Below are 19,479 nucleotides of genomic sequence, written 5' to 3' on the forward strand. Positions count from 1 at the left end.
GAAGGGCCTCAGACCTGGCGGGCCTTGATCAGCGACAGCCAGCGGTCGCCCCACTTGATGTCGCTCATGCAGGAAGCGTAGTCGGTCACCACGCGCGCGGCGCGCTCCAGCAGCTGGATGTCGGCTTCGTGCTGGCGCGCCACGTGCGGGTCTTCCAGGAACAGGACGCGGCGGCACTGGCGCTCCAGGATCAGCTCGGCGATCTGGGCGTCGCCGCCCAAGGGGCCGGAGAGGAAGGGCTTGACCCAGTTGCGGCCGGCTTCGCCCTTGATTTTCATGGCCAGCTGGTTCAGCAGGCCGCCGGTGGTGCCGGTGGCGCAGCGGAAGGCGAACTTGTCGAGCACCTCGAAGTGTTTCTCGGCCAGCTCCAGCATGCGCGACTTCATGGCGTCGTGGGCGATCAGGGCGATGCCTTCCTGGCCCAGCTTGTAGCGCTCGTCAAAGGCCGGGTCGGGCGCTTCGCCGTTGGCGATGGATTCCAGCTCGAACCACTCTTGGGCGCCGGCCAGCGTCGACAGGAAGGGCTTGCCGTGGATCACGCACTGGCGCTTGAGCGCCACCGCCTCGGGGAAGGTGGAGGAGGGGTCGACCGGGTCGATCAGATAGATCACGGCGTCCAGCGTGCGCTCTGGATCGGCATCCACGGTGCGCGAGACCAGTTTCATCAGCCCGCCCTGGCGCCCGTACGGGAAGCGCACCAGGTGGGGGTAACCCGGCAACAGGTCCATCTGGCCGATGGCGTCGAGTGTGCGGCCGACCACGATCAGCTCGGGCTGCAACGTCTCGATGCGGCGGCGCGAGCCGGTCAGCAGCTGAACCAGCGCGGAGTCGGGGGCGTCCTGATGGGTGCGGTTGGCAATGAGGCCGATGCGGTAGCGGGGGGCGATGGAGGAAGGCATGGATGAGCGCGTATAAGGGCTAGGCTGGGCTGGTGAGCAGGGGCGATGAGATGAGGATTATCGCCGAGCGCGGCGCAAAGGGCGAGGGGGCGGCGCAGAAAAGCGCACGACGCGCCCGACGTACACCGCCGCGGCGAGTGCAACTGTACCTTCGTCGCGCCCGCCATGCGGCTACAATGTGGTTTGACCTTCGCACCCGATCAGCGGGCGCGGCAAGCATATCCGGACTGAATACAGCATGAACAAGGCGTTTGTAAAAGAATCCGACGGCGGCGACGACGATGACGGGATCGCGTTGCCGGCCATCCCTGCCGGCTCCAAGAACTACATGACGCCGCAGGGCCACCAGCGTATCAAGGACGAGCTGCTGCACCTGATCGACGAGGAGCGGCCGGAGGTGGTCAAGATCGTGTCCTGGGCCGCCTCCAATGGCGACCGCTCGGAGAACGGCGACTATCTCTACGGCAAGAAGCGCCTGCGCGAGATCGACCGCCGCATCCGCTTCCTGACCAAGCGCCTGGACCTGGCCGAGGTGGTCGACCCAGCCGTGCACCACGGCAGCGACCAGATCTTTTTCGGCGCCACCATCACCTACGAGAACCAGCGCGGGGAAGAGCACACGGTGACCATCGTCGGCATCGACGAGCTGGATCCCTTGAAGGGCAAGATCAGCTGGATTTCGCCGGTGGCGCGCGCGCTGACCAAGGCGCGCGAGGGGGATGAGGTGGTGCTGCAGACGCCGTCCGGCGTGGAGCAGCTGACCATTCTTGAAGTGAGCTATCCGGCCCCGCAGTAAGCGCGGCCGCGCCAATACCGATCCAATCGAGGACGAGGAGCCCGGCATGCCCATTGGCTTGCCGGAACAACATGACTGCGAGCGCCGCCGACGGCGCCACGTTAACAACATCCAACTGTCCACGGGAACACCATGTCCATCGTCTTTGCCAGCCTGAATCATCCGCAACGCGTCGTCCTGGCGGCCGAGGTGCATTCGCGGCCTTTCCTGCAGCTCACGCGCTCAGAAACGCTCACGCACCTGGCCGTCTACGTGCGCGAAGACGGCAACGGCAGCCAGCACGCGCGGGCCCAGCATGCCTTGCTGGACGCCTTGTGCGCGCACTTCGGCGTGGTGGCGCCGGGCGCCGAAGCCAAGCACTTCTATCACGACTTTGGCCGCTTCCGCCTGAAGTGGGAGTGTCACACCGAGTTCGCCACTTACACCTTCGCCCAGGCGCACGAGGACGAACTCTCCACCACGGAGGCCTTCGCCCGCGCGCCGCTGACGCATATTCCGCAGCAATGGCTGCTGTCGCTGCAGGGCAAGTTGATGGTGGCCGCGCACGTCGTGGTTGAGCCCGGCGCCGACGACACGGCGGCCACCGCGCGCAACATGCAGCGCATCTTCGAGGGCAAGCTGATGAGTTCCAGCAAGGTGCTGCAGGGCGGCGAGATCTGGACCGACTTCCAGATCCAGTCGGACGGCTTCTCGCGCTTCGTGGTACGCGACATCGGCCTGCGCGAGCTGCAGGGCGGTCGCCTGGCCCAGCGTATCCTGGAGATCGAAACCTATCGCATGATGGCGCTCTTGGGCTTGCCGCATGCGCAGCAGTCCGGCCCCTTGCTGAACCAGATCGAAGGCGACCTGGCGGCCCTGACCGCCGCCATGGTGCAGTCCGAGCAGTCGACCGGCGGCACGCCCGAGCAGCAGGCCGAGGACGAGCGCGTGCTGCACAAGATCACCGGCCTGGCGGCGCGCATCGAGAAACTGTCGCTGGAGAACAGCTACCGCTTTTCGGCCTCGCAGGCTTACTTCCGGCTGGTGCAGGCGCGCATCGAAGAGTTGCGCGAGCAGCGCATCGAAGGCGTGCCGACCATCGGCGAATTCATGGAGCGCCGGCTGATGCCGGCTATGAACACCTGCCAGGCGATCGCGCATCGGCAGGAAGCGCTGGCCGAGCGTATCGCCCATACCAACGACTTGCTGCGCACCCGCATCGGCATCGTGCAGGAGCAGCAGAACCGCCAGATCCTGGAGTCGATGAATGCCCGTGCGGCCCAGCAGCTGAAGCTGCAGCAGGCGGTGGAGGGCTTGTCGGTGGCAGCCATCTCGTATTACGTGATCGGCCTGATCGGCTATGCCGGCAAGGCCGCCAAGGCGGCCGGACTGCCGATCAATCCGGACCTGGCCACCGGGCTGGTGGTGCCGGTGGTGGCGGCCTGCGTGTGGCTGGGCTTGCGCCGCATGCACAAGGGACTGGGGCATCATTAAGCGTCCGTTGCCGCCGGCGAGAGCGTAAAAAAAACGGGGCGAACCGCTTGTGGCGGCTCGCCCCGTTTGCCTCCAGGGGAGGATGCGATCAGATGGTCGAGGTGATCTTTTGCTCGGCGCTGGCCAGGGCCGCCTTGATGGCGTCGTCGCCCATGGAGACGCCTTCGGCCACCACCAGTTCGACATCGGTGATGCCGATGAAGCCCAGCGCGCTCTTGATGTACTTGCCCTGGAAGTCCAGCGCTTCCATCGGGCCTTCGGAATACTTGCCGCCGCGGGTCAGGATCACGATGGCTTTCTTGCCGGTGACCAGGCCGACCGGGCCGTTTTCGGTATAGCGGAAGGTGCGGCCGGCGCGGAACACGTGGTCAATCCAGGTCTTCAGCGTGGACGGTGGGGCGAAGTTGTACATCGGCACGCCAATCACCAGGGTGTCGACCGACAGCAGCTCGTCAACCAGGGCATCGGATTGCTTGATCAGCGTGGCCTGCTCGGCATTGCGGTTCTCGGCCGGGGTGAAGTAGGCGCCCAGCAGGGCTTCGGTGATGTGCGGCAGGGCGTCGCTGGCCAGGTCGCGGTGAACCACCTTGCCGCCCGGGTTCTTGGCCTTCCATTGCTCGGCAAAGGAGGCGGTCAGCTGGCGCGAGATGGAGCCGCTGGTGCGGGCGCTGGAGTCGATGTGCAGCAGGGTGCTCATGGTGTTTCCTTTCGATTGCGTCGCCATTGTTTGCTTGGTGGCAATGGCGTCGGTGGTGGGTGTTGCCGACGGGAACCCCGCGGCAGATCGTCGAATGCAGCGCCGGAAGCGGTGGAGACGAAATGGATGTATCGTTGCTCCCTGATTTGCGTCGCTTGCGGCGTTGAAAGAACAATACCCAGTTTTCAATTCCTGCAGTAGATGCGAGAATCGCATTTCACTGATCCATTTTTTTCATTAATCTCCATGGTCGACCTGAACGATATCTGGCTTTTCGTCCACGTGGTCCGCTCCGGCAGCTTTGCCGCGGCCGGTCGCAAGCTGTCGATGCCGCCCAATACCATCAGCCGCCGCCTGCAGGCGCTGGAGGCGGGGCTGGGCGTACGCCTGCTGCAGCGCTCCACTCGGCAGCTCAACATGACTGCGGCCGGGCGGGAGTTTTTCGAGCGCTGCGCGCCGGGCCTGGAGGATATCGAGCACGCCAGTGCCAGCCTGACCGAGAGCAACGGCGAACCCTCCGGCAGCTTGCGGGTGGCCGCGCCGGTGGACTTCTTCGATAATTTCTCGATCGAGTGGATGCACGAGTTCATGCGCCTGTATCCCAAGGTGCAACTGGAGTTCGTGCTCAATGACGGCCGCGCCGACCTGATCGCCGAGGGCATCGACCTGGCCTTCCGCGGTGGCGTCCTGCCGGATTCCAGCCTGGTAGCCAAGAAGCTGGTGGAAAGCCACCGCGGCCTGGTGGCCAGCCCACGCTATCTGGAGCGCTTCGGCGCGCCGCAGACTTTGTCCGACCTGGTTGAGCATGCCTGCCTGGCGACCTCGCAGGCCTCGCAGCACACCACCTGGAAGCTGGAGGGGCCGCAAGGGCCGGAGACGGTGCGGGTCAATCCGCGCCTGTGCATCAATACCGCCCAGGGCCAACTGCGGGCCGCGCGCGCCGGGCTGGGCATTGCGCTGCTGCCGACCATGCTGGCGTCCGAAGACCTGCGCAACGGCACCCTGGTGCACATCCTGCCGGACTACCAGCGCGACGCCATGGGTTTGTATGCGGTCTATGTGCATCGCCGGCAGTTGCCCAGCGCGGTGAGCGCGTTGATCGATTTCTTCGCCGATAAACTGGAGCGCGGCATCGCCGACAAGGGCGAGCAGGTCTGCCAGGAGCATTTCGCCCGTGAGGAGGCGGCCAAGAAAGCGGCTGCGGCAGTGGCGACGCAGACATCCAGGGCCGGCAAGAAAGCGCCGGCGGATAGCCGCGAGCGCCGCGAGAAGGCGGTGGCGTGAGCTTGTCCCCGGCAAGCAAACTCCGGATGCCCGGAAAATAAAAAACGCCCGCATGACGCGGGCGTTTTTTATTCGGACGACAGATCTTGCCGTGCCGGGATCAGCCGCGCTCGCGCAGGATGCGGGTCACGCCGTCGATGTTGCGGATGCCGCGCATGGTGCGCGCCAGGTGCACGCGATCTTCGACCTGGATGGTGAAGCGCAGATACTTCATCGAAGACCCGCCGTCGTCGTCCATGCTGACCGAGACGATGTTGGCATCGGCTTCGCCGATTTCGGCGGCGATGCGCGCCAGCGTGCCGCGTTCGTTGTGGATCAGGATGGTGATGCGGCAGTCGAAGCGGCGATTGAGCTCGTGGCCCCACACCAGTTCGATCCAGCGGTCCGGCTCCTTCTCGTGCAGGCGCTTGGCTGTCTCGCATTCCTGGGTATGGACGATCAGCGTCTGGTCCGGCTTCAGGTAACCGGTCAGGCGGTCGCCCGGGATCGGCATGCAACAGGACGACAGCTGGGCCGATGCGCCTTCGCTGCCGGTGATGACCACCGGATCGGGCTTGTTGGGCAGCATCTGGCCCTCCGGATCCAGCTGCGGCACCGAGGAGCCGGCATCCATCATGCTCATGATGTGGCGCGCCACCAGCGGCGCCATGCGGGTGCCGATGCCGATCTCCGCGTACAGGTCGTCCAAGGTCTTGGCGCTGGATTCGTTCAACAGGCGTTCGACGATGTGGCCCGGCAGCTCCGGCTCGATGCCCAGCGTATGCAGAGCGTTGCCCAGCAGGCGCCGGCCGACGGCCTGCGACTCGATCTTGTTGGCGGTGCGCAGGCGATGGCGGATCGCCGAACGCGCCTTGCCGGTACGCACGTAGCTCAGCCAGTTGGGGCTGGGGCGCGAGGTCGGCGAGGTGATGATCTCGACGATGTCGCCGTTGTGCAGCTCGGCGCGCAGCGGAGCGGGCTCGTGGTTGATGATGGCCGAGGTGGTCTGGTCGCCGATGTCGGTGTGGATGCTGTAGGCAAAGTCCAGCGCCGTGGCGCCGCGCGGCAGGGCGATGATCTTGGACTTGGGCGTGAACACGTAGACCGAGTCGGGGAACAGGTCGACCTTGACGTGCTCCAGGAACTCGGCCGAGTCGCCGGTCTGCTTCTGGATGTCCAGCAGCGACTGCAGCCAGGCGTGGGTGCGCTGCTGCAGGTCGGTCAGGCTGCCTTCGTCGTCCTTGTACAACCAGTGCGCCGCCACGCCGGATTCGGCCACGCGGTGCATCTCGCGGGTGCGGATCTGGAACTCCACCGGGGTGCCATAGGGGCCGATCAGGGTGGTGTGCAGCGACTGGTAGCCGTTCAGCTTGGGGATGGCGATGTAGTCCTTGAACTTGCCCGGCATCGGCTTGAACAGCGAGTGCAGGGTGCCCAGCGCCACGTAGCAGTTGGCGAAGCTGTCGACCACCACGCGGAAGCCGTACACGTCCAGCACTTGCGAGAACGTCAGGTGCTTGTTGCGCATCTTGCGGTAGATGCCGTAGAGGGTCTTTTCGCGGCCGTCGACCTGGGCCGGGATGCCGGCGGCGATCAGCGTGCTGGTGACCGATTCCATGATCTTGGTGACCACTTCGCGGCGATTGCCGCGCGCGGCCTTGACCGCCTTGGACAGCGTGCGGTGGCGCAGCGGATAGAGGTGCGAGAACGACAGTTCCTGCAGCTCGCGGTAGATGTTGTTCAGGCCCAGGCGGTGCGCGATGGGCACGTAGACTTCCATGGTCTCGCGCGAGATGCGGCGTTTCTTCTCGGGCGGCATCGAGCCCAGCGTGCGCATGTTGTGCAGGCGGTCGGCCAGCTTGACCAGGATCACGCGCACGTCGCGCGCCATCGCCAGCAGCATCTTGCGGAAATTCTCGGCCTGGGCTTCGACCTGGCTCTGGAACTCGATCTTGTCCAGCTTCGACAGGCCGTCCACCAGCGAGGCGACGGGCGCGCCGAAGCGCTCGATTAGCTCTTCCTTCTTGACTCCCTGGTCTTCCATCACGTCGTGCAGGAAGGCCGCCATCATGGCCTGGGCGTCGAGCTTCCATTCGGCGCAGATCTCGGCTACCGCCAGTGGGTGCGAGATGTAGGGTTCGCCCGACTTGCGCATCTGGCCCAGGTGCATCTCATCGGCGAAGCGATAGGCTTCCTTGACCTTCTTCAGTTCGGAAGGCGTCAGATACTCTTCAAGCTTGGGAATCAGATGCGCGAACGTCGCCACGCCGCTGTGCGCAGCGGCGGGGACGGCTTCGTTCGGGGAAGTCGAGCGGCCGGAACCGGCTGCTCGTTTGTTGCTAGTCGTCGCTGATAATGAGGATTCGGTGGGGGTGAGGCTCATGCTTGACCGTTATCAGCTTCACGGACGGACCAGGATCAGGCCGGGACCTTTTTCAGCATTTCCAGGCCGACCTTGCCTGCGGCGATTTCGCGCAGGGCGGTGACGGTCGGCTTGTCCTTGGCGTCGACCTTCGGGGTGTGGCCCTGCAGCAGCTGACGGGCGCGATAGGTAGCGGCCAGGGTCAGCTGGAAACGGTTCGGGACTTGCTTGAGGCAATCTTCGATGGTGATGCGGGCCATGTAAAACTCCTGAATGACGGTCTTGCTTGAAATGATTGGAATGTCCTGGCGCCGAACTTACTGCGCGTGGATGCCAAGCTGGGTGAACAGGTAGGCGTTGCGCGCGGCTTGCTGCGGGAAGCGGCAGCGGGCTGCCTGGACAATCGCCGTCAGCTCGGACAAAGCGACGGCAAACTCTTGATTAATAATAACATATTCGAACTCGGGAGAGTGCGCGATTTCGCCGCCAGCGGCCAGGATGCGGCGGGTGATGACATGCGGCTCGTCCTGTCCGCGCTTCTTCAGGCGTTCTTCCAGCGCCGCAATCGATGGCGGCAGGATGAAGATGCCGATGGCGTTGGAGAACTGCTTCTTGACCTGCTGCGCGCCCTGCCAGTCGATTTCCAGCAGCACGTCGGTGCCGTTGGCGATCTGGTCGGCGATCATCAGGCGCGAGGTACCGTAGTAGTTGCCGTGCACCTCGGCCCATTCCAGGAACTCGCCCTCGGCCTGGCGCTTCAGGAAGTCGTCGGCACTGGTGAAATAATATTCGCGGCCGTGCTCTTCGCCCGGGCGCGGCGCGCGGGTGGTGTAGGAGATCGACAGCTTGATGGCCGGCTCCTGTTTCAACAGGGCATTGACGAGGGTCGATTTGCCGGCGCCGGACGGGGCGACCACCATGAACAGGCTGCCGGAAGTGGGGGTTTTAGCTGGCATGGGATCCTCGCTGTTTTTGTTGTGTGATTCGTAAATAGGGCTGTGGAGTCTGTCGCACGGGCGCAATGCCCGCCGGATTACTCGAGATTCTGGACTTGCTCGCGCATCTGGTCGATCAGCAGCTTCAACTCCATCGAGGCGTCGGCCAGTTCCTTGACGGCGGCCTTGGAGCCGACCGTGTTGGCCTCGCGGTTGAGCTCCTGCATCATGAAGTCCAGGCGCTTGCCGACCTGGCCGCCTTTTTTCAGGATGTGGCGGGTTTCGCCCAGGTGGGCGGACAGCCGCGCCAGCTCTTCGGCGATGTCAATGCGGATGCCGTACAGCGTGACTTCCTGACGAATGCGCTCAAGCGATTCCTCGCGCGTGGCCACGGGTGTTCCCTGGGTTTGCAGGGCCAGGCCCAGGGCCTCGGTCATGCGCTCGGTGGCCTTTTGCTGGAATTGCTCGATCAGTTGCGGCACCAGTGGCGTGATGCGGGCCACGATGGCTTCCATGGCGTCGACCCGGGCCAGGATCACCGCTTGCAGCGCCGCGCCTTCGCGTGCGCGGGTGTCGACGAAGGCGTCCAGCGTCTGGCCCATGGTGGCGACGATGTCGGCCTGCAGGCTTTCCTGGCTGATCTCGGCTTCTTCCATCACGCCGGGCCAGCGCAGCAGCTCATTGACCGACAACGGGGCGGCGTCGGGGAACTGGGCGCGCAGTTGATCCTGCAGCGAGGCCAGCCCGGCCACCACGCCGGCGTTCAGGGCCTGGCTGTTGCCGCTGGCCACCTTGCGGCCGAAGGACAGGCGGCATTCCACCTTGCCGCGCACCAGGCGGCCCATGATGGCTTCGCGCAGCAGGGGCTCGACCGCGCGCAGGTCGTCGTTGATGCGGAATTGCAGGTCGAGGAAGCGCGAATTGACGCTCTTCATCTCGATGGTGACCGTGCCGGCTGTGGTTTCACGGGTGGTGACGGCGTAGCCGGTCATGCTGTAAATGGTCAAATTCGGGCTCCGGTGGGCTGGCGCCGGCCCTGGGCGGGCGGCGCGTTGGCGGGTCATTCTGTCGGTTGTCGGCGATGCGCTCGGCAATGCGCGGGAATCGGGGCAGACCGCGCTGAGCGGGTCCTCATCCTTTACAATGCCGGTTTTGACTATTCCGGCAAGCGTTGCGACGCTTGCCTTGGCATCGCCCGCGGATCCCGCATTTTAAAGAAGATTGGCGGCGACGCGCTATCAAAACATCCAAATTGCCGGTTTTTCATGCGTGTTCAGCGTGTTTGCACGCGCGCATGAGTGCCGGACTCCCCATTGCCAGACACAGTACAAGGATCACCATGACAGCATCTCAACGACCCAGCGGCCGCGCCGTTTCCCAATTGCGCGACGTGCGCCTGACGCGCCACTACACCAAGCACGCCGAAGGTTCGGTGCTGGTCGAGTTCGGCGACACCCGTGTGCTGTGCACCGCCAGCATCGAGGAAAAGGTGCCGGGCTTCCTGAAGGGCAAGGGACAAGGCTGGCTGACCGCCGAATACGGCATGCTGCCGCGCTCGACCCACACCCGCATGGACCGCGAAGCAGCCAAGGGCAAACAGTCCGGCCGCACCCAGGAAATCCAGCGCCTGATCGGCCGCGCGCTGCGCGCCGCCTTCGACCTGGAGGCCTTCGGCGAGCGCACCCTGCACCTGGACTGCGACGTGCTGCAAGCCGACGGCGGCACCCGTACCGCGGCCATCACCGGCGCCATGGTGGCGGCCTATGACGCCTTCTCGGTGCTGAAGTCGCGCGGCCTGATCGAGACCATTCCGGTGAAGCACTTCGTCGGCGCGATCTCGGTGGGCGTCTACAAGGGCGTGCCGGTGCTGGACCTGGATTATCTGGAAGACTCCGACTGCGACACCGACATGAACGTGGTCATGACCGACGCCGGCCATTTCGTCGAAGTGCAGGGCACCGCCGAAGGCGCCGCGTTTGATCGCGCTGCGCTGAACAGCCTGCTGGACCTGGCCCAGCAGGGCATTGCCGACCTCAACAAACTGCAGAAGCAGGCGCTGGGCCTGTAAGCGCGGGCGAGACGAACGACAAGAGCCAGACAAGTATGAATATCAAGCAAAAGATCGTCATGGCGTCCAACAACGCCGGCAAGCTCAAGGAATTCGCCAGCCTGTTGGGCGGCATCGGCCTGGACGTGCGCCCGCAGGGCGAATTCAACGTGCCCGAGGCCGAGGAGCCGTTCGGCACCTTCGTCGAAAACGCGCTGACCAAGGCGCGCCACGCCGCGCGCCTGACCGGCCTGCCGGCGCTGGCCGACGACTCCGGCGTGTGCGTCAACGCACTGGGCGGCGCGCCCGGCGTGTATTCGGCGCGCTATGCGGGCGAACCGAAGTCGGACGCCGCCAACAACGCCAAGCTGGTCGCCGACCTGGCCGCGCACGCCGACAAGTCGGCCTATTACTACTGCGTGCTGGTCTACGTGCGCCACGCCGACGATCCGCAGCCGGTGATCGCCGACGGCGTCTGGAAGGGCGAAATCGTGGCCGACGCGCGCGGCGAGGGCGGTTTCGGCTACGACCCGTATTTCCTGCTGCCGGCGCTGGGCAAGACCGCCGCGCAATTGAGCGCGGCCGAGAAGAACGCCGTGTCGCATCGCGGCCAGGCCCTGCGCGCATTGGTTGAGAAGCTGAAATGATCCCCATCAAACCGGTCCCGGCCAATGTGCCGGCCGAACAGGCATCGTCCGGCCCGGCGCAAGCCGCGCTGGCCTTCCTTAAGCCGGGCAGTTTGCAGCTGACGGCCTTGCCGCCCTTGTCGCTGTACGTGCATTTCCCGTGGTGCGTGCGCAAGTGCCCGTACTGCGATTTCAATTCGCATGAGGTTAAGGGCAGCTTCCCGGAACAGGAATACCTGGATGCCCTGCGCACCGACCTGGAGCAGGCACTGCCGCTGATCTGGGGCCGCAAGATCACCACCATCTTCATCGGCGGCGGCACGCCGAGCCTGCTGTCGGCCCCCGGACTGGACCGCCTGCTGTCGGACCTGCGCACCCTGTTGCCGTTCGACAGCGACATCGAGATCACGATGGAGGCCAATCCCGGCACCTTCGAGGCCGAGAAATTCCGCTCCTACCGCGACAGCGGCATCAACCGCCTGTCGATCGGGATCCAGAGCTTCAATGCGCGCCACCTGGAGGCGCTGGGGCGCATCCATGACGGCGGCCAGGCGTTGAAGGCGGTCGAGATTGCCCAGGCCAACTTCGACAATTTCAACCTCGACCTGATGTACGCCTTGCCGCAGCAGACGCTGGCCGAGGCGCGCGCCGATATCGAAACCGCGCTGTCGTTCGCGCCGCCGCACCTGTCGCTGTACCACCTGACGCTGGAGCCCAATACGCTGTTCGCCAAGTTCCCGCCGGCCGTGCCCGACGAGGACGCCAGTGCCGACATGCAGGATCTGATCGCCGAGCTGACGTCCGGCGCCGGTTATGCCAACTATGAAGTCTCGGCCTACGCCCAGCCCAAGCGCCGCGCCCGGCACAACCTGAACTACTGGCAGTTCGGCGACTACCTCGGCATCGGCGCCGGCGCTCATTCCAAGCTGTCGTTCCCGCACCGTATCGTGCGCCAGATGCGTTACAAGCATCCGCAAAGCTATTTGGAGCGAACCCGCGCCGGTGCGCCGGTGCAGGAAGAGGCGGAAATCGGCCGCGATGCGCTGGGCTTCGAGTTCATGCTCAACGCGCTGCGCCTGACCGAAGGTTTTTCGCCCAATCTGTTTGCCGAACGCACCGGCATGGGCCTGAACCAGATCGAAAAGCAGTTGGATCTGGCCGAGCAAAAAGGAATGTTGTATCGCGATCACGCTTTGATCCGGCCGACCGAATTGGGGCGACGTTTTCTTAATGATTTGCAAGAAATTTTCTTGTTGAGTTAAAGCCTGCTTGCAAGCCGGTTTTTATCATGTATATTTAGAAAAATTTGAATTTAATTAAGTATTCTGCTGGGAAACTTTTTAATAGTTTTTCATCATGATCGAACGCCTTCAACAATAAAAAAACGGGGCGTCAACGATAAAAATATATGGCTGTCCAGGATAAAAGCGTTCCTTTTCCCCTCGTGTTTTTGCAGCCTGTCGCCGACGTTCATCACGTGTGGACTGCGCTGTCGTTACACATTTCGCCCATCGACGAAGATGGCAGTGCACTGCTATCCCGACTTTTCAATGAGTTCGGCCTGCTGGAGGCGCTGGGCGGCCTGAGCTGCATCATCCCGGTGCGCGACCCGGCCGTCTTTGCTCCCGAGTTCGAGCACCAGATTCCGCCTGGCCAGATTGCTTTGCGCGTGCCGGTCGAGCATTGCGTCGATCCCGGCAAGATCGATGCGCTGGATTGGCTCTACAGCCGCGGCTTCGCGATCATCGCCGACGGCCTGCCGGCCCAAGGCGCCAGCATCTTCCCCTTCGTCGAGTCGCTGGCGCTGGACGCCAGCGTCGGCAGCCTGCCGGAGGCGGTGCAGTGGCTGCACAAGCTGCGCGGCCCGCATTTGGTGGAAAACGTCGGCGATGCGATTCAGTTCGACATGTGCCGCGCGGAAGGCTTCCGCTGGTTCTCGGGCGACTACGCCCTGCATCCCGACAGCCGCCTGTCGCAGAAGAATTCGATTTCGCGTGCGCGCCTGCTCAAGCTCTTGGAGCTGGTGGCGCGCGACGCCGACGCCGGCGATCTGGAATCCTTGCTGAAGCAGGATCCGGCGCTGTCCTACCAGCTCTTCAAGCTGGTCAGCTCGGCTGCTTTCGGCTTCTCGGCGCACATCACCAATTTCACGCAGGCGATCAACCTGCTGGGCCGCCGCCAGCTGCAACGCTGGCTGCAGCTGCTGCTGTACGCACGCTTCCCGGGCGACGAGTCGGCCAATCCGCTGCTGCCGCGCGCGGCTGCGCGCGCCGCGCTGATGGAGGCCTTGGCGCAGCGCGTCGAATGCACCGAAGAGGAGCTGGACCGCGCCTTCATCACCGGCATGTTCTCGCTGCTGGACATCCTGCTCGGCATGCCGCTCAACGACATCATCGAACCGCTCAAGCTGCCGGTGGACATGGTCAATGCCTTGACCACGCGCTCCGGCCGTCTGGGCAAGCTGCTTGATGTGGTGGAGCGATCCGAGTACGGCCGCATTCCCTTGCGCCACAGCGACCTGGAGGCCGCCGGCCTCGATGCCAGGACCTACTGCGAATGCCTCATGCAGGCCTTTAACTGGGCAACCCGAGTCAGCACAGAGGCCTGAATTCCATGATTTCCTCCGTCGGCACCGATGATCTGGCATGTTGCTCTGCACTGCTGGACGCGATGCAAAACCTGCATGGCCTGGCGCTGCACGCAGCGCTGGGCGGCATTGCATCGGGTTTCCTCAAGCGTCCCGGCGGCCGCTATGTGAGCGGCGCTGCGCCGGAAGGCGGCGGGCTGCGCCAGCCGGTGGAGCATGACGGCGAGCTGTTCGGTCACTTCATGTTTCCCGAGCTGGCCCGTCCCTACACGCAGCCGGAGCGCGACCGCCTGACCGTCCTGGCCGGCTTTACCGGCCGTCTGATGCAGCGTCGCGCCGAGACCGAAAAGCGCGCCCGCGCGCTGGACCAGATCGAGTCCAAGCTGGAGCAGCAGGCGCAGATCCTGAACCAGATGCACGAGTCGGTGATCACGATGGACGCCGCCGGCTTCATCACCAGCTGGAACCGCGGCGCCGAGCAGTTGTTCGGCTACACCGCGATGGAGGCGATCGGCCGCAACGTGCTGTTCCTCTATGAAAATGAGGACGAGGAAGACACGCTGGCCGGCATGTTCCTGGAGCAGGGCGGCCGCGAGATGGAGGTGCGCCGCCGCAAGAAGTCCGGCGAGACCTTCTGGGCCAGCCTGTCGCTGTCGATCATGCGCGACCAGCACGGCAATCCTATCGGCCTGATCGGCTACATCAACGACATCACCGAGCGCAAGAACGCCGAAAAGCTGATCCATCACCTGGCCTACTACGACTCGCTGACCGGCCTGCCCAATCGCACGCTGCTGACGCGCACCGTCGACCAGGCCCTGCTGGAGGCGCAGCAGGGCAGCATGCATGGCTGCGTGATGTTCATCGACCTGAACCGCTTCAAGCCCATCAACGACACGCTGGGCCACGTGGCCGGCGACATGCTGCTGGTCGAGGTGGCGATCCGCCTGCGCCGCGCGTTGCGCGAGCAGGACGTGGTGGCGCGCCTGGGCGCCGACGAATTCGCGGTAGCGCTGTTCGACATCGACAAGGATTACCATCCCGGCTTCGTCGCGCAAAAGCTGCTGTCGCTGTTCGACGAGCCGTTCTTCATCGACGGCCACGAGCTGCGCGTGGGCGCCAGCATCGGCGTGAGCATGTACCCGGAAGACGCCAGCGACACCGAGACGCTGCTGCGCCTGGCCGACATCGCCATGTATCGCGCCAAACGCGGCGGCGACAACAACGAGGGCGGTTACGCCTACTACAGCCAGGAGATGAACCGCAACACGCTGGATCTGCTGCGCATCGAAACCGGCCTCCTGCACGCCTTCGAATATAACGAGCTGCTGCTGTACTACCAACCCAAGGTGGACATGTTGACCGGCGCCATTACCGGCGCCGAGGCGTTGGTGCGCTGGCAGCATCCGGAGCGCGGCCTGCTGTTGCCGGGCGAATTCATTCCGATTGCCGAAGAGACCGGCCTGATCGTGCAGTTGAGCGACTGGGTGCTCGACGCGGTATGTCGCCAGGCGCGCGCGTGGAAAGAAGCCGGCCTGGCGCCGATTCGCATCGCCCTGAACGTGACCGCGCGCGAATTCACGCGCTCGCTGCCGGACCGCATCCGTGCCGCGCTGAGCCGCCACATGCTCAGCGGCGAGTGGCTGGAGCTGGAGATCACCGAGAGCATGCTGATGCACAGCACCGATCACGTGATCGCCATCATGGAGAAGGTCTGCAGCCTTGGCATCACGATCTCGCTGGACGACTTCGGTACGGGCTATTCCAGCCTCTCTTACCTGAAGCGCTTCCCGATCAATACGCTCAAGATCGATCGTTCATTTACCATGGGCATTCCGGACGACACCAACGACTGCGCCATTGCCAGCGCCATCATCGGCATCGCCAAGCAGCTGCGCCACAAGGTGATCGCCGAAGGCGTGGAGACCAGCAAGCAGTTCAACTTCCTGAAGGACGCCGGCTGCAACGAGCTGCAGGGTTACATCTTCTCGCGGCCGGTGCCGGCGGCGGACTTTCACGCCATGCTGATGGAGGGGCGCCGGTTGACCGTCGCCAGCGAGCATCCGCTGCTGCCGTTGGACGACATCGGCGTGTGAGATCTTTCGGCGGGCAACAAACAATGGCCACGGGTACTTTCCCGTGGCCATTTTCTTTCGTGCGGTGAGTGGAGCGAGGTCAGTCGTTGGGGCCGGCCACCGCAGCGCCTTCGATACCGTGGCGCGCCAGCGAGGCCGCCACGAAGCCCGAGGCCTTCATCTCTTCCACGAAGGACGCCAGATAGGCAGCCGCCTGCGGGCCGCGTCGGGTAGGCACGCCCATCGCCTGGCGGATCACCATGAAGCGTTGCGGCAGGATGCGCAGGCCGCCGGCCTGTTGCGCGTCGTGTTCGAGTTGTTGCTTCACGCCAGCGGCGACGTCGAGCTTCTGGTCGATAAAGGCCTGCACCACGGCCGGAGAGGTCGGCACGCGCACCAGCGTGGCCTGCTTCAACTCGCGAGTCAGGAACAGATCGTAGGCGCTGCCTTTGCCCACTGCGACGGTGACGCCGGTTTGGTCGACCTGCGCATTGCTGGTGACGGGCGAGTCCTGGCGCACTGCGTAAAAGCCTTCGATCAGCACGTAGGGGCCGGTGAAGCTGATTTCCTGCGCCCGCTTGGGATCGATGGCGAAGAAGCCAATGTCGGCCTTGTCCTGCTCGATGTTCTCGACCGAATTGCCGGCCGATTTCACCACGACCAGCTGTAGCGGCACGCCCAGGCGTTTGGCGAGTTCTCGCGAGAGGTCGACGGAGACGCCTTTGGCCTCGCCGGTCTGCGCATCGAGGCTGGCCAGCACCGGGTTGCCCAGGTTGATGGAGGCGCGCAGCGTGCCGCCGGGCGCGAAGCTGCTGACGATGGCTGTGCCGGGCGCGGTGGTTTGCGCGTAGCCGGATGAACTGACGATAAGGGCGCAGGCAAGCAGCGTGCAAATGAGGCTGGGCTGGTTGAGGAGGGTGGCGATTTTCATCATGTTGGCGTTGGCTGGATTGGTATTGTTGGATGCAGCCGGAACAGCATAGCCGAGATGCAGGGCGAGCGTGAGGTCGCAGCGCGCCGCCGGAAATGAAATGCCCATATGCGCGGGCATGTGCATGCTATCGAAGCGTGCAACGCGGGGCGCGCTGGACATGCAGGCGCAATCTCTGGATTCCAGTACAAGGCTGGCAGAGATCATGTCGGTCTTCGCGGGGCGATTTGCTGCGCAAACGAAATGAGGGCTGCAAAATAAAAATGCCCGCTTGCGCGGGCATTCGTATTTTGGCGGAGACGGAGGGATTCGCCTACCCTCGGCAGGCCGCGGTTGCGCTTGCAAGCGCAACCCTTCGAATCCCTCGCACAAGGCCCGCAGGGGCCTTATTCGTCTCCGTGTGAAGATGGTTTGCTGCGCAAACGATGAGTCTACAAAATAAAAATGCCCGCTTGCGCGGGCATTCGTATTTTGGCGGAGACGGAGGGATTCGAACCCTCGATACAGGTTTAAGCCCGTATGCTTCCTTAGCAGGGAAGTGCCTTCGACCACTCGGCCACGTCTCCACACCGCAGGCGCTTACTGCACCGCCTGAGCGAAGTCCCGCATAATAGCTTCTCATCTGCATTTGGTCAATCAGAGTCTTGCAAAAAAACACTGATTTTTATGCGGGGCTTCTTTTTGCTTCGATGTCGCGTGATCAGCTGATGATTACTTGGCGCTGTCCAGGTCGAATGCCTTGTGCAAAGCGCGCACGGCCAGCTCCATGTACTTCTCGTCGATCAGCACCGAGATCTTGATTTCCGAGGTGGAGATCATCTGGATGTTGACGCCTTCTTCCGACAGCGTGCGGAACATCTGCGATGCGATGCCGACGTGGCTGCGCATGCCGACACCCACCACCGACACCTTCGACACCTTGGTATCGCCGTTGATGGAGGCGGCGCCGATGTGGGCCTTGACGCTGTTGTTCAGCACTTCAACGGCCTTGGCGTATTCGCCGCGCGGCACCGTGAAGGTGAAGTCGGTCTTGCCGTCGACGGATTGGTTCTGGATGATCATGTCGACTTCGATGTTGGCGTCGGCGACCGGGCCCAGGATCTGGTAGGCGATGCCCGGACGATCCGGCACGCCCAGCACGGTGATCTTGGCTTCGTCGCGCGAGAAGGCGATGCCGGTGATGGTTGCTTGTTCCATGTTGTTGTCTTCCTCAAACGAAATCAGGGTGCCGGAGATGGTCTCTTCGGCGAGCGGCATGAGCGGGTCGGTCAGCGACGACAGCACGCGGGTCGGCATCTTGTAGTTGCCGGCGAATTCCACGGAGCGGATCTGCAGGACCTTGGAGCCCAGCGAGGCCATTTCCAGCATTTCTTCGAAGGTCACCGTGTTCAGGCGACGCGCTTCGCTGACCACGCGCGGGTCGGTGGTGTAGACGCCGTCGACGTCGGTATAGATCAGGCACTCGGCAGCCTTGATGGCGGCAGCGACCGCCACGGCCGAGGTGTCCGAGCCGCCGCGGCCCAGGGTGGTGATGTTGCCGTCGGCGTCAACGCCCTGGAAGCCGGTGATGATGACGATCTTGCCGGCGTTCAGGTCTTTGCGCACCTTGGCGTCGTCGATCGAACGGATGCGGGCCTTGGTGAAGGCCGAGTCGGTCTTGATCGGCACTTGCCAGCCGGCATAGGAGACGGCTTCTTTGCCCAGCGCCTGCAGGGCGATGGCCAGCAGAGCAACCGAAGCCTGCTCGCCGGTGGAGGCCAGCATATCCAGCTCGCGGCCGTCGGGCTGGGCCATGATTTCCTTGGCCAGACCGAGCAAGCGGTTGGTTTCACCCGACATCGCCGAAGGAACGACGACGATCTGGTGGCCTGCGTCGTGCCACTTGGCAACGCGCTTCGCGACATTCTTGATGCGCTCGGTCGAGCCCATCGATGTGCCGCCGTATTTGTGAACGTATAAAGCCATAGGGATAAAAAAATGTGGCCCGACTTGATGAACAACCGCTAGCTAGGCCGGAGGGAACAAACCCTTGACTTTACATCCGAAGGGCTAAAACCTCAAGGAAAAGCTGGCCTGGCAAGGCTTTTGCCGCAGACATTTGTATGTGGCAATGCAGCAAAAACGGGGTATGACGATGCCATTCGCGCAAATTTCTGCGCTTGGAACGAAAGCATGCGAAAAGCGTGCGAAATATACGGGGATTGAGGTGCCCGGGGCGGGCGCTGGGGGAGGGTGGGCACCAGCTGTCATGCGCTGCGGGTCTCGCAGGCGGCATGGCAGTTGGTGCTGCGGTACTGACGACGTGCTTCGGTACTGCCGGTGGTGCCTGCTGCTTGCCGTTCAGCCCCGGGACGGCGGTTCGGACGCGTGACGCGGAACGCTGCCGGTCGAGACTGGACTTGTCGCTGCCTGATCAGGCGGGTGACAAGGGCAAAAACTGCGATCAGGCGCCGTTGTACAGGCTTTGCACCTTGGCGCTGTCGGCTTGTTGCAGTTGCGCTTGCACTTCCTGGCGGCTCAGGTGCGATTCTGCCTGGTGCTGGATCGGGTACTCGTTGCGCACGGCGATTTCGTGGTTGGCTTGGGCGCGTTGCAGTTCAGCCTTGACGTCGGCGCGGGTCTGGGTCGAGACGAACGGGGTTTCCGGCGGATACGGGGTTTCGGCCATGGCGGCGCCTGCGGCGACCAGGAGAGCGGCGGCGATGGTGATGTTCTTGATGTTCATGATCTTGTCCTTCTTTCTTGATAGGTTGATAAAACTTCACGGTTCCATCATCTGTGCATCGGA

Annotated in this window: 17 protein-coding genes and 1 tRNA gene; 8 read left to right on the plus strand and 10 right to left on the minus strand. The window is 63.7% G+C overall.

Going from position 1 to position 19,479, the window contains the following annotated elements; genetic code table 11:
* Positions 1 to 8: 8 nt before the first annotated feature.
* Entirely contained in the window at positions 9 to 899 is an 891-nt protein-coding gene (locus tag J8I26_RS03000) for a methylglyoxal synthase (protein WP_209603905.1), read from the minus strand.
* 238 nt (positions 900 to 1,137) lie between these two features.
* Here J8I26_RS03000 and greB point away from each other — a divergent pair, with 238 nt between their 5' ends.
* The gene (gene greB, locus J8I26_RS03005; protein ID WP_209603907.1) at positions 1,138 to 1,695 is read left to right on the plus strand and encodes a transcription elongation factor GreB; all 558 of its coding nucleotides are present in this window, start codon (positions 1,138 to 1,140) and stop codon (positions 1,693 to 1,695) included.
* Between the two features lie 132 nt (positions 1,696 to 1,827).
* Positions 1,828 to 3,168, plus strand: a complete 1,341-nt coding sequence (locus J8I26_RS03010) for a DUF3422 domain-containing protein (RefSeq protein ID WP_209603910.1) — start codon at positions 1,828 to 1,830, stop codon at positions 3,166 to 3,168.
* An 88-nt stretch (positions 3,169 to 3,256) separates the two neighbouring features.
* On the opposite strand, the gene J8I26_RS03015 is transcribed toward J8I26_RS03010, so the two are convergent.
* Positions 3,257 to 3,865, minus strand: coding sequence for an FMN-dependent NADH-azoreductase (locus J8I26_RS03015; protein ID WP_209603911.1), 609 nt, complete (start codon positions 3,863 to 3,865; stop codon positions 3,257 to 3,259).
* A 246-nt stretch (positions 3,866 to 4,111) separates the two neighbouring features.
* Here J8I26_RS03015 and J8I26_RS03020 point away from each other — a divergent pair, with 246 nt between their 5' ends.
* Positions 4,112 to 5,149 (plus strand): LysR family transcriptional regulator, encoded by a 1,038-nt coding sequence (locus J8I26_RS03020; RefSeq protein WP_245200026.1) that lies wholly within the window; start codon positions 4,112 to 4,114, stop codon positions 5,147 to 5,149.
* A 100-nt stretch (positions 5,150 to 5,249) separates the two neighbouring features.
* Here J8I26_RS03020 and J8I26_RS03025 read toward each other — a convergent pair whose 3' ends face one another.
* The 4 genes from J8I26_RS03025 to J8I26_RS03040 form a co-directional block, all read right to left on the minus strand.
* Positions 5,250 to 7,511 carry a bifunctional (p)ppGpp synthetase/guanosine-3',5'-bis(diphosphate) 3'-pyrophosphohydrolase gene (locus J8I26_RS03025; RefSeq protein ID WP_209603912.1) on the minus strand — a complete coding sequence of 754 codons (2,262 nt, stop codon included), beginning with the start codon at positions 7,509 to 7,511 and terminating at the stop codon, positions 5,250 to 5,252.
* 35 nt (positions 7,512 to 7,546) lie between these two features.
* Positions 7,547 to 7,750, minus strand: a complete 204-nt coding sequence (rpoZ, locus tag J8I26_RS03030) for a DNA-directed RNA polymerase subunit omega (protein WP_209603913.1) — start codon at positions 7,748 to 7,750, stop codon at positions 7,547 to 7,549.
* A 57-nt stretch (positions 7,751 to 7,807) separates the two neighbouring features.
* Positions 7,808 to 8,446, minus strand: a complete 639-nt coding sequence (gmk, locus tag J8I26_RS03035) for a guanylate kinase (RefSeq protein ID WP_209603914.1) — start codon at positions 8,444 to 8,446, stop codon at positions 7,808 to 7,810.
* Between the two features lie 77 nt (positions 8,447 to 8,523).
* Entirely contained in the window at positions 8,524 to 9,417 is an 894-nt protein-coding gene (locus J8I26_RS03040; RefSeq protein ID WP_209604774.1) for a YicC/YloC family endoribonuclease, read from the minus strand.
* Between the two features lie 347 nt (positions 9,418 to 9,764).
* Here J8I26_RS03040 and rph point away from each other — a divergent pair, with 347 nt between their 5' ends.
* From rph to J8I26_RS03065, 5 genes are all read left to right on the plus strand, one after another.
* Positions 9,765 to 10,493 (plus strand): ribonuclease PH, encoded by a 729-nt coding sequence (gene rph / locus J8I26_RS03045; protein ID WP_209603915.1) that lies wholly within the window; start codon positions 9,765 to 9,767, stop codon positions 10,491 to 10,493.
* A gap of 35 nt (positions 10,494 to 10,528) precedes the next feature.
* Positions 10,529 to 11,119 carry an RdgB/HAM1 family non-canonical purine NTP pyrophosphatase gene (rdgB, locus tag J8I26_RS03050; RefSeq protein ID WP_209603916.1) on the plus strand — a complete coding sequence of 197 codons (591 nt, stop codon included), beginning with the start codon at positions 10,529 to 10,531 and terminating at the stop codon, positions 11,117 to 11,119.
* Complete coding sequence (gene hemW / locus J8I26_RS03055; protein WP_209603917.1) at positions 11,116 to 12,360, plus strand: radical SAM family heme chaperone HemW; 1,245 nt, start codon at positions 11,116 to 11,118, stop codon at positions 12,358 to 12,360. Before rdgB ends, hemW begins: the two co-directional genes overlap by 4 nt.
* Positions 12,361 to 12,506: 146 nt before the next feature.
* Positions 12,507 to 13,706 carry an HDOD domain-containing protein gene (locus tag J8I26_RS03060; protein WP_209603918.1) on the plus strand — a complete coding sequence of 400 codons (1,200 nt, stop codon included), beginning with the start codon at positions 12,507 to 12,509 and terminating at the stop codon, positions 13,704 to 13,706.
* Between the two features lie 5 nt (positions 13,707 to 13,711).
* Positions 13,712 to 15,781 carry an EAL domain-containing protein gene (locus tag J8I26_RS03065; protein ID WP_209603920.1) on the plus strand — a complete coding sequence of 690 codons (2,070 nt, stop codon included), beginning with the start codon at positions 13,712 to 13,714 and terminating at the stop codon, positions 15,779 to 15,781.
* A gap of 79 nt (positions 15,782 to 15,860) precedes the next feature.
* On the opposite strand, the gene J8I26_RS03070 is transcribed toward J8I26_RS03065, so the two are convergent.
* The 4 genes from J8I26_RS03070 to J8I26_RS03085 form a co-directional block, all read right to left on the minus strand.
* A complete protein-coding gene (locus J8I26_RS03070) occupies positions 15,861 to 16,580 on the minus strand; it encodes an ABC transporter substrate-binding protein (RefSeq protein WP_348635281.1) in 720 nt (239 codons plus the stop codon).
* A gap of 583 nt (positions 16,581 to 17,163) precedes the next feature.
* Positions 17,164 to 17,257, minus strand: a tRNA-Ser gene (locus J8I26_RS03075).
* 145 nt (positions 17,258 to 17,402) lie between these two features.
* A complete protein-coding gene (locus J8I26_RS03080; protein WP_209603921.1) occupies positions 17,403 to 18,656 on the minus strand; it encodes an aspartate kinase in 1,254 nt (417 codons plus the stop codon).
* A 478-nt stretch (positions 18,657 to 19,134) separates the two neighbouring features.
* Positions 19,135 to 19,416, minus strand: a complete 282-nt coding sequence (locus tag J8I26_RS03085; protein WP_209603922.1) for a DUF4148 domain-containing protein — start codon at positions 19,414 to 19,416, stop codon at positions 19,135 to 19,137.
* Between the last annotated feature and the right edge of the window lie 63 nt (positions 19,417 to 19,479).

The sequence above is a fragment of the Herbaspirillum sp. LeCh32-8 genome (assembly GCF_017814915.1).
Lineage (GTDB): Bacteria > Pseudomonadota > Gammaproteobacteria > Burkholderiales > Burkholderiaceae_D > Herbaspirillum.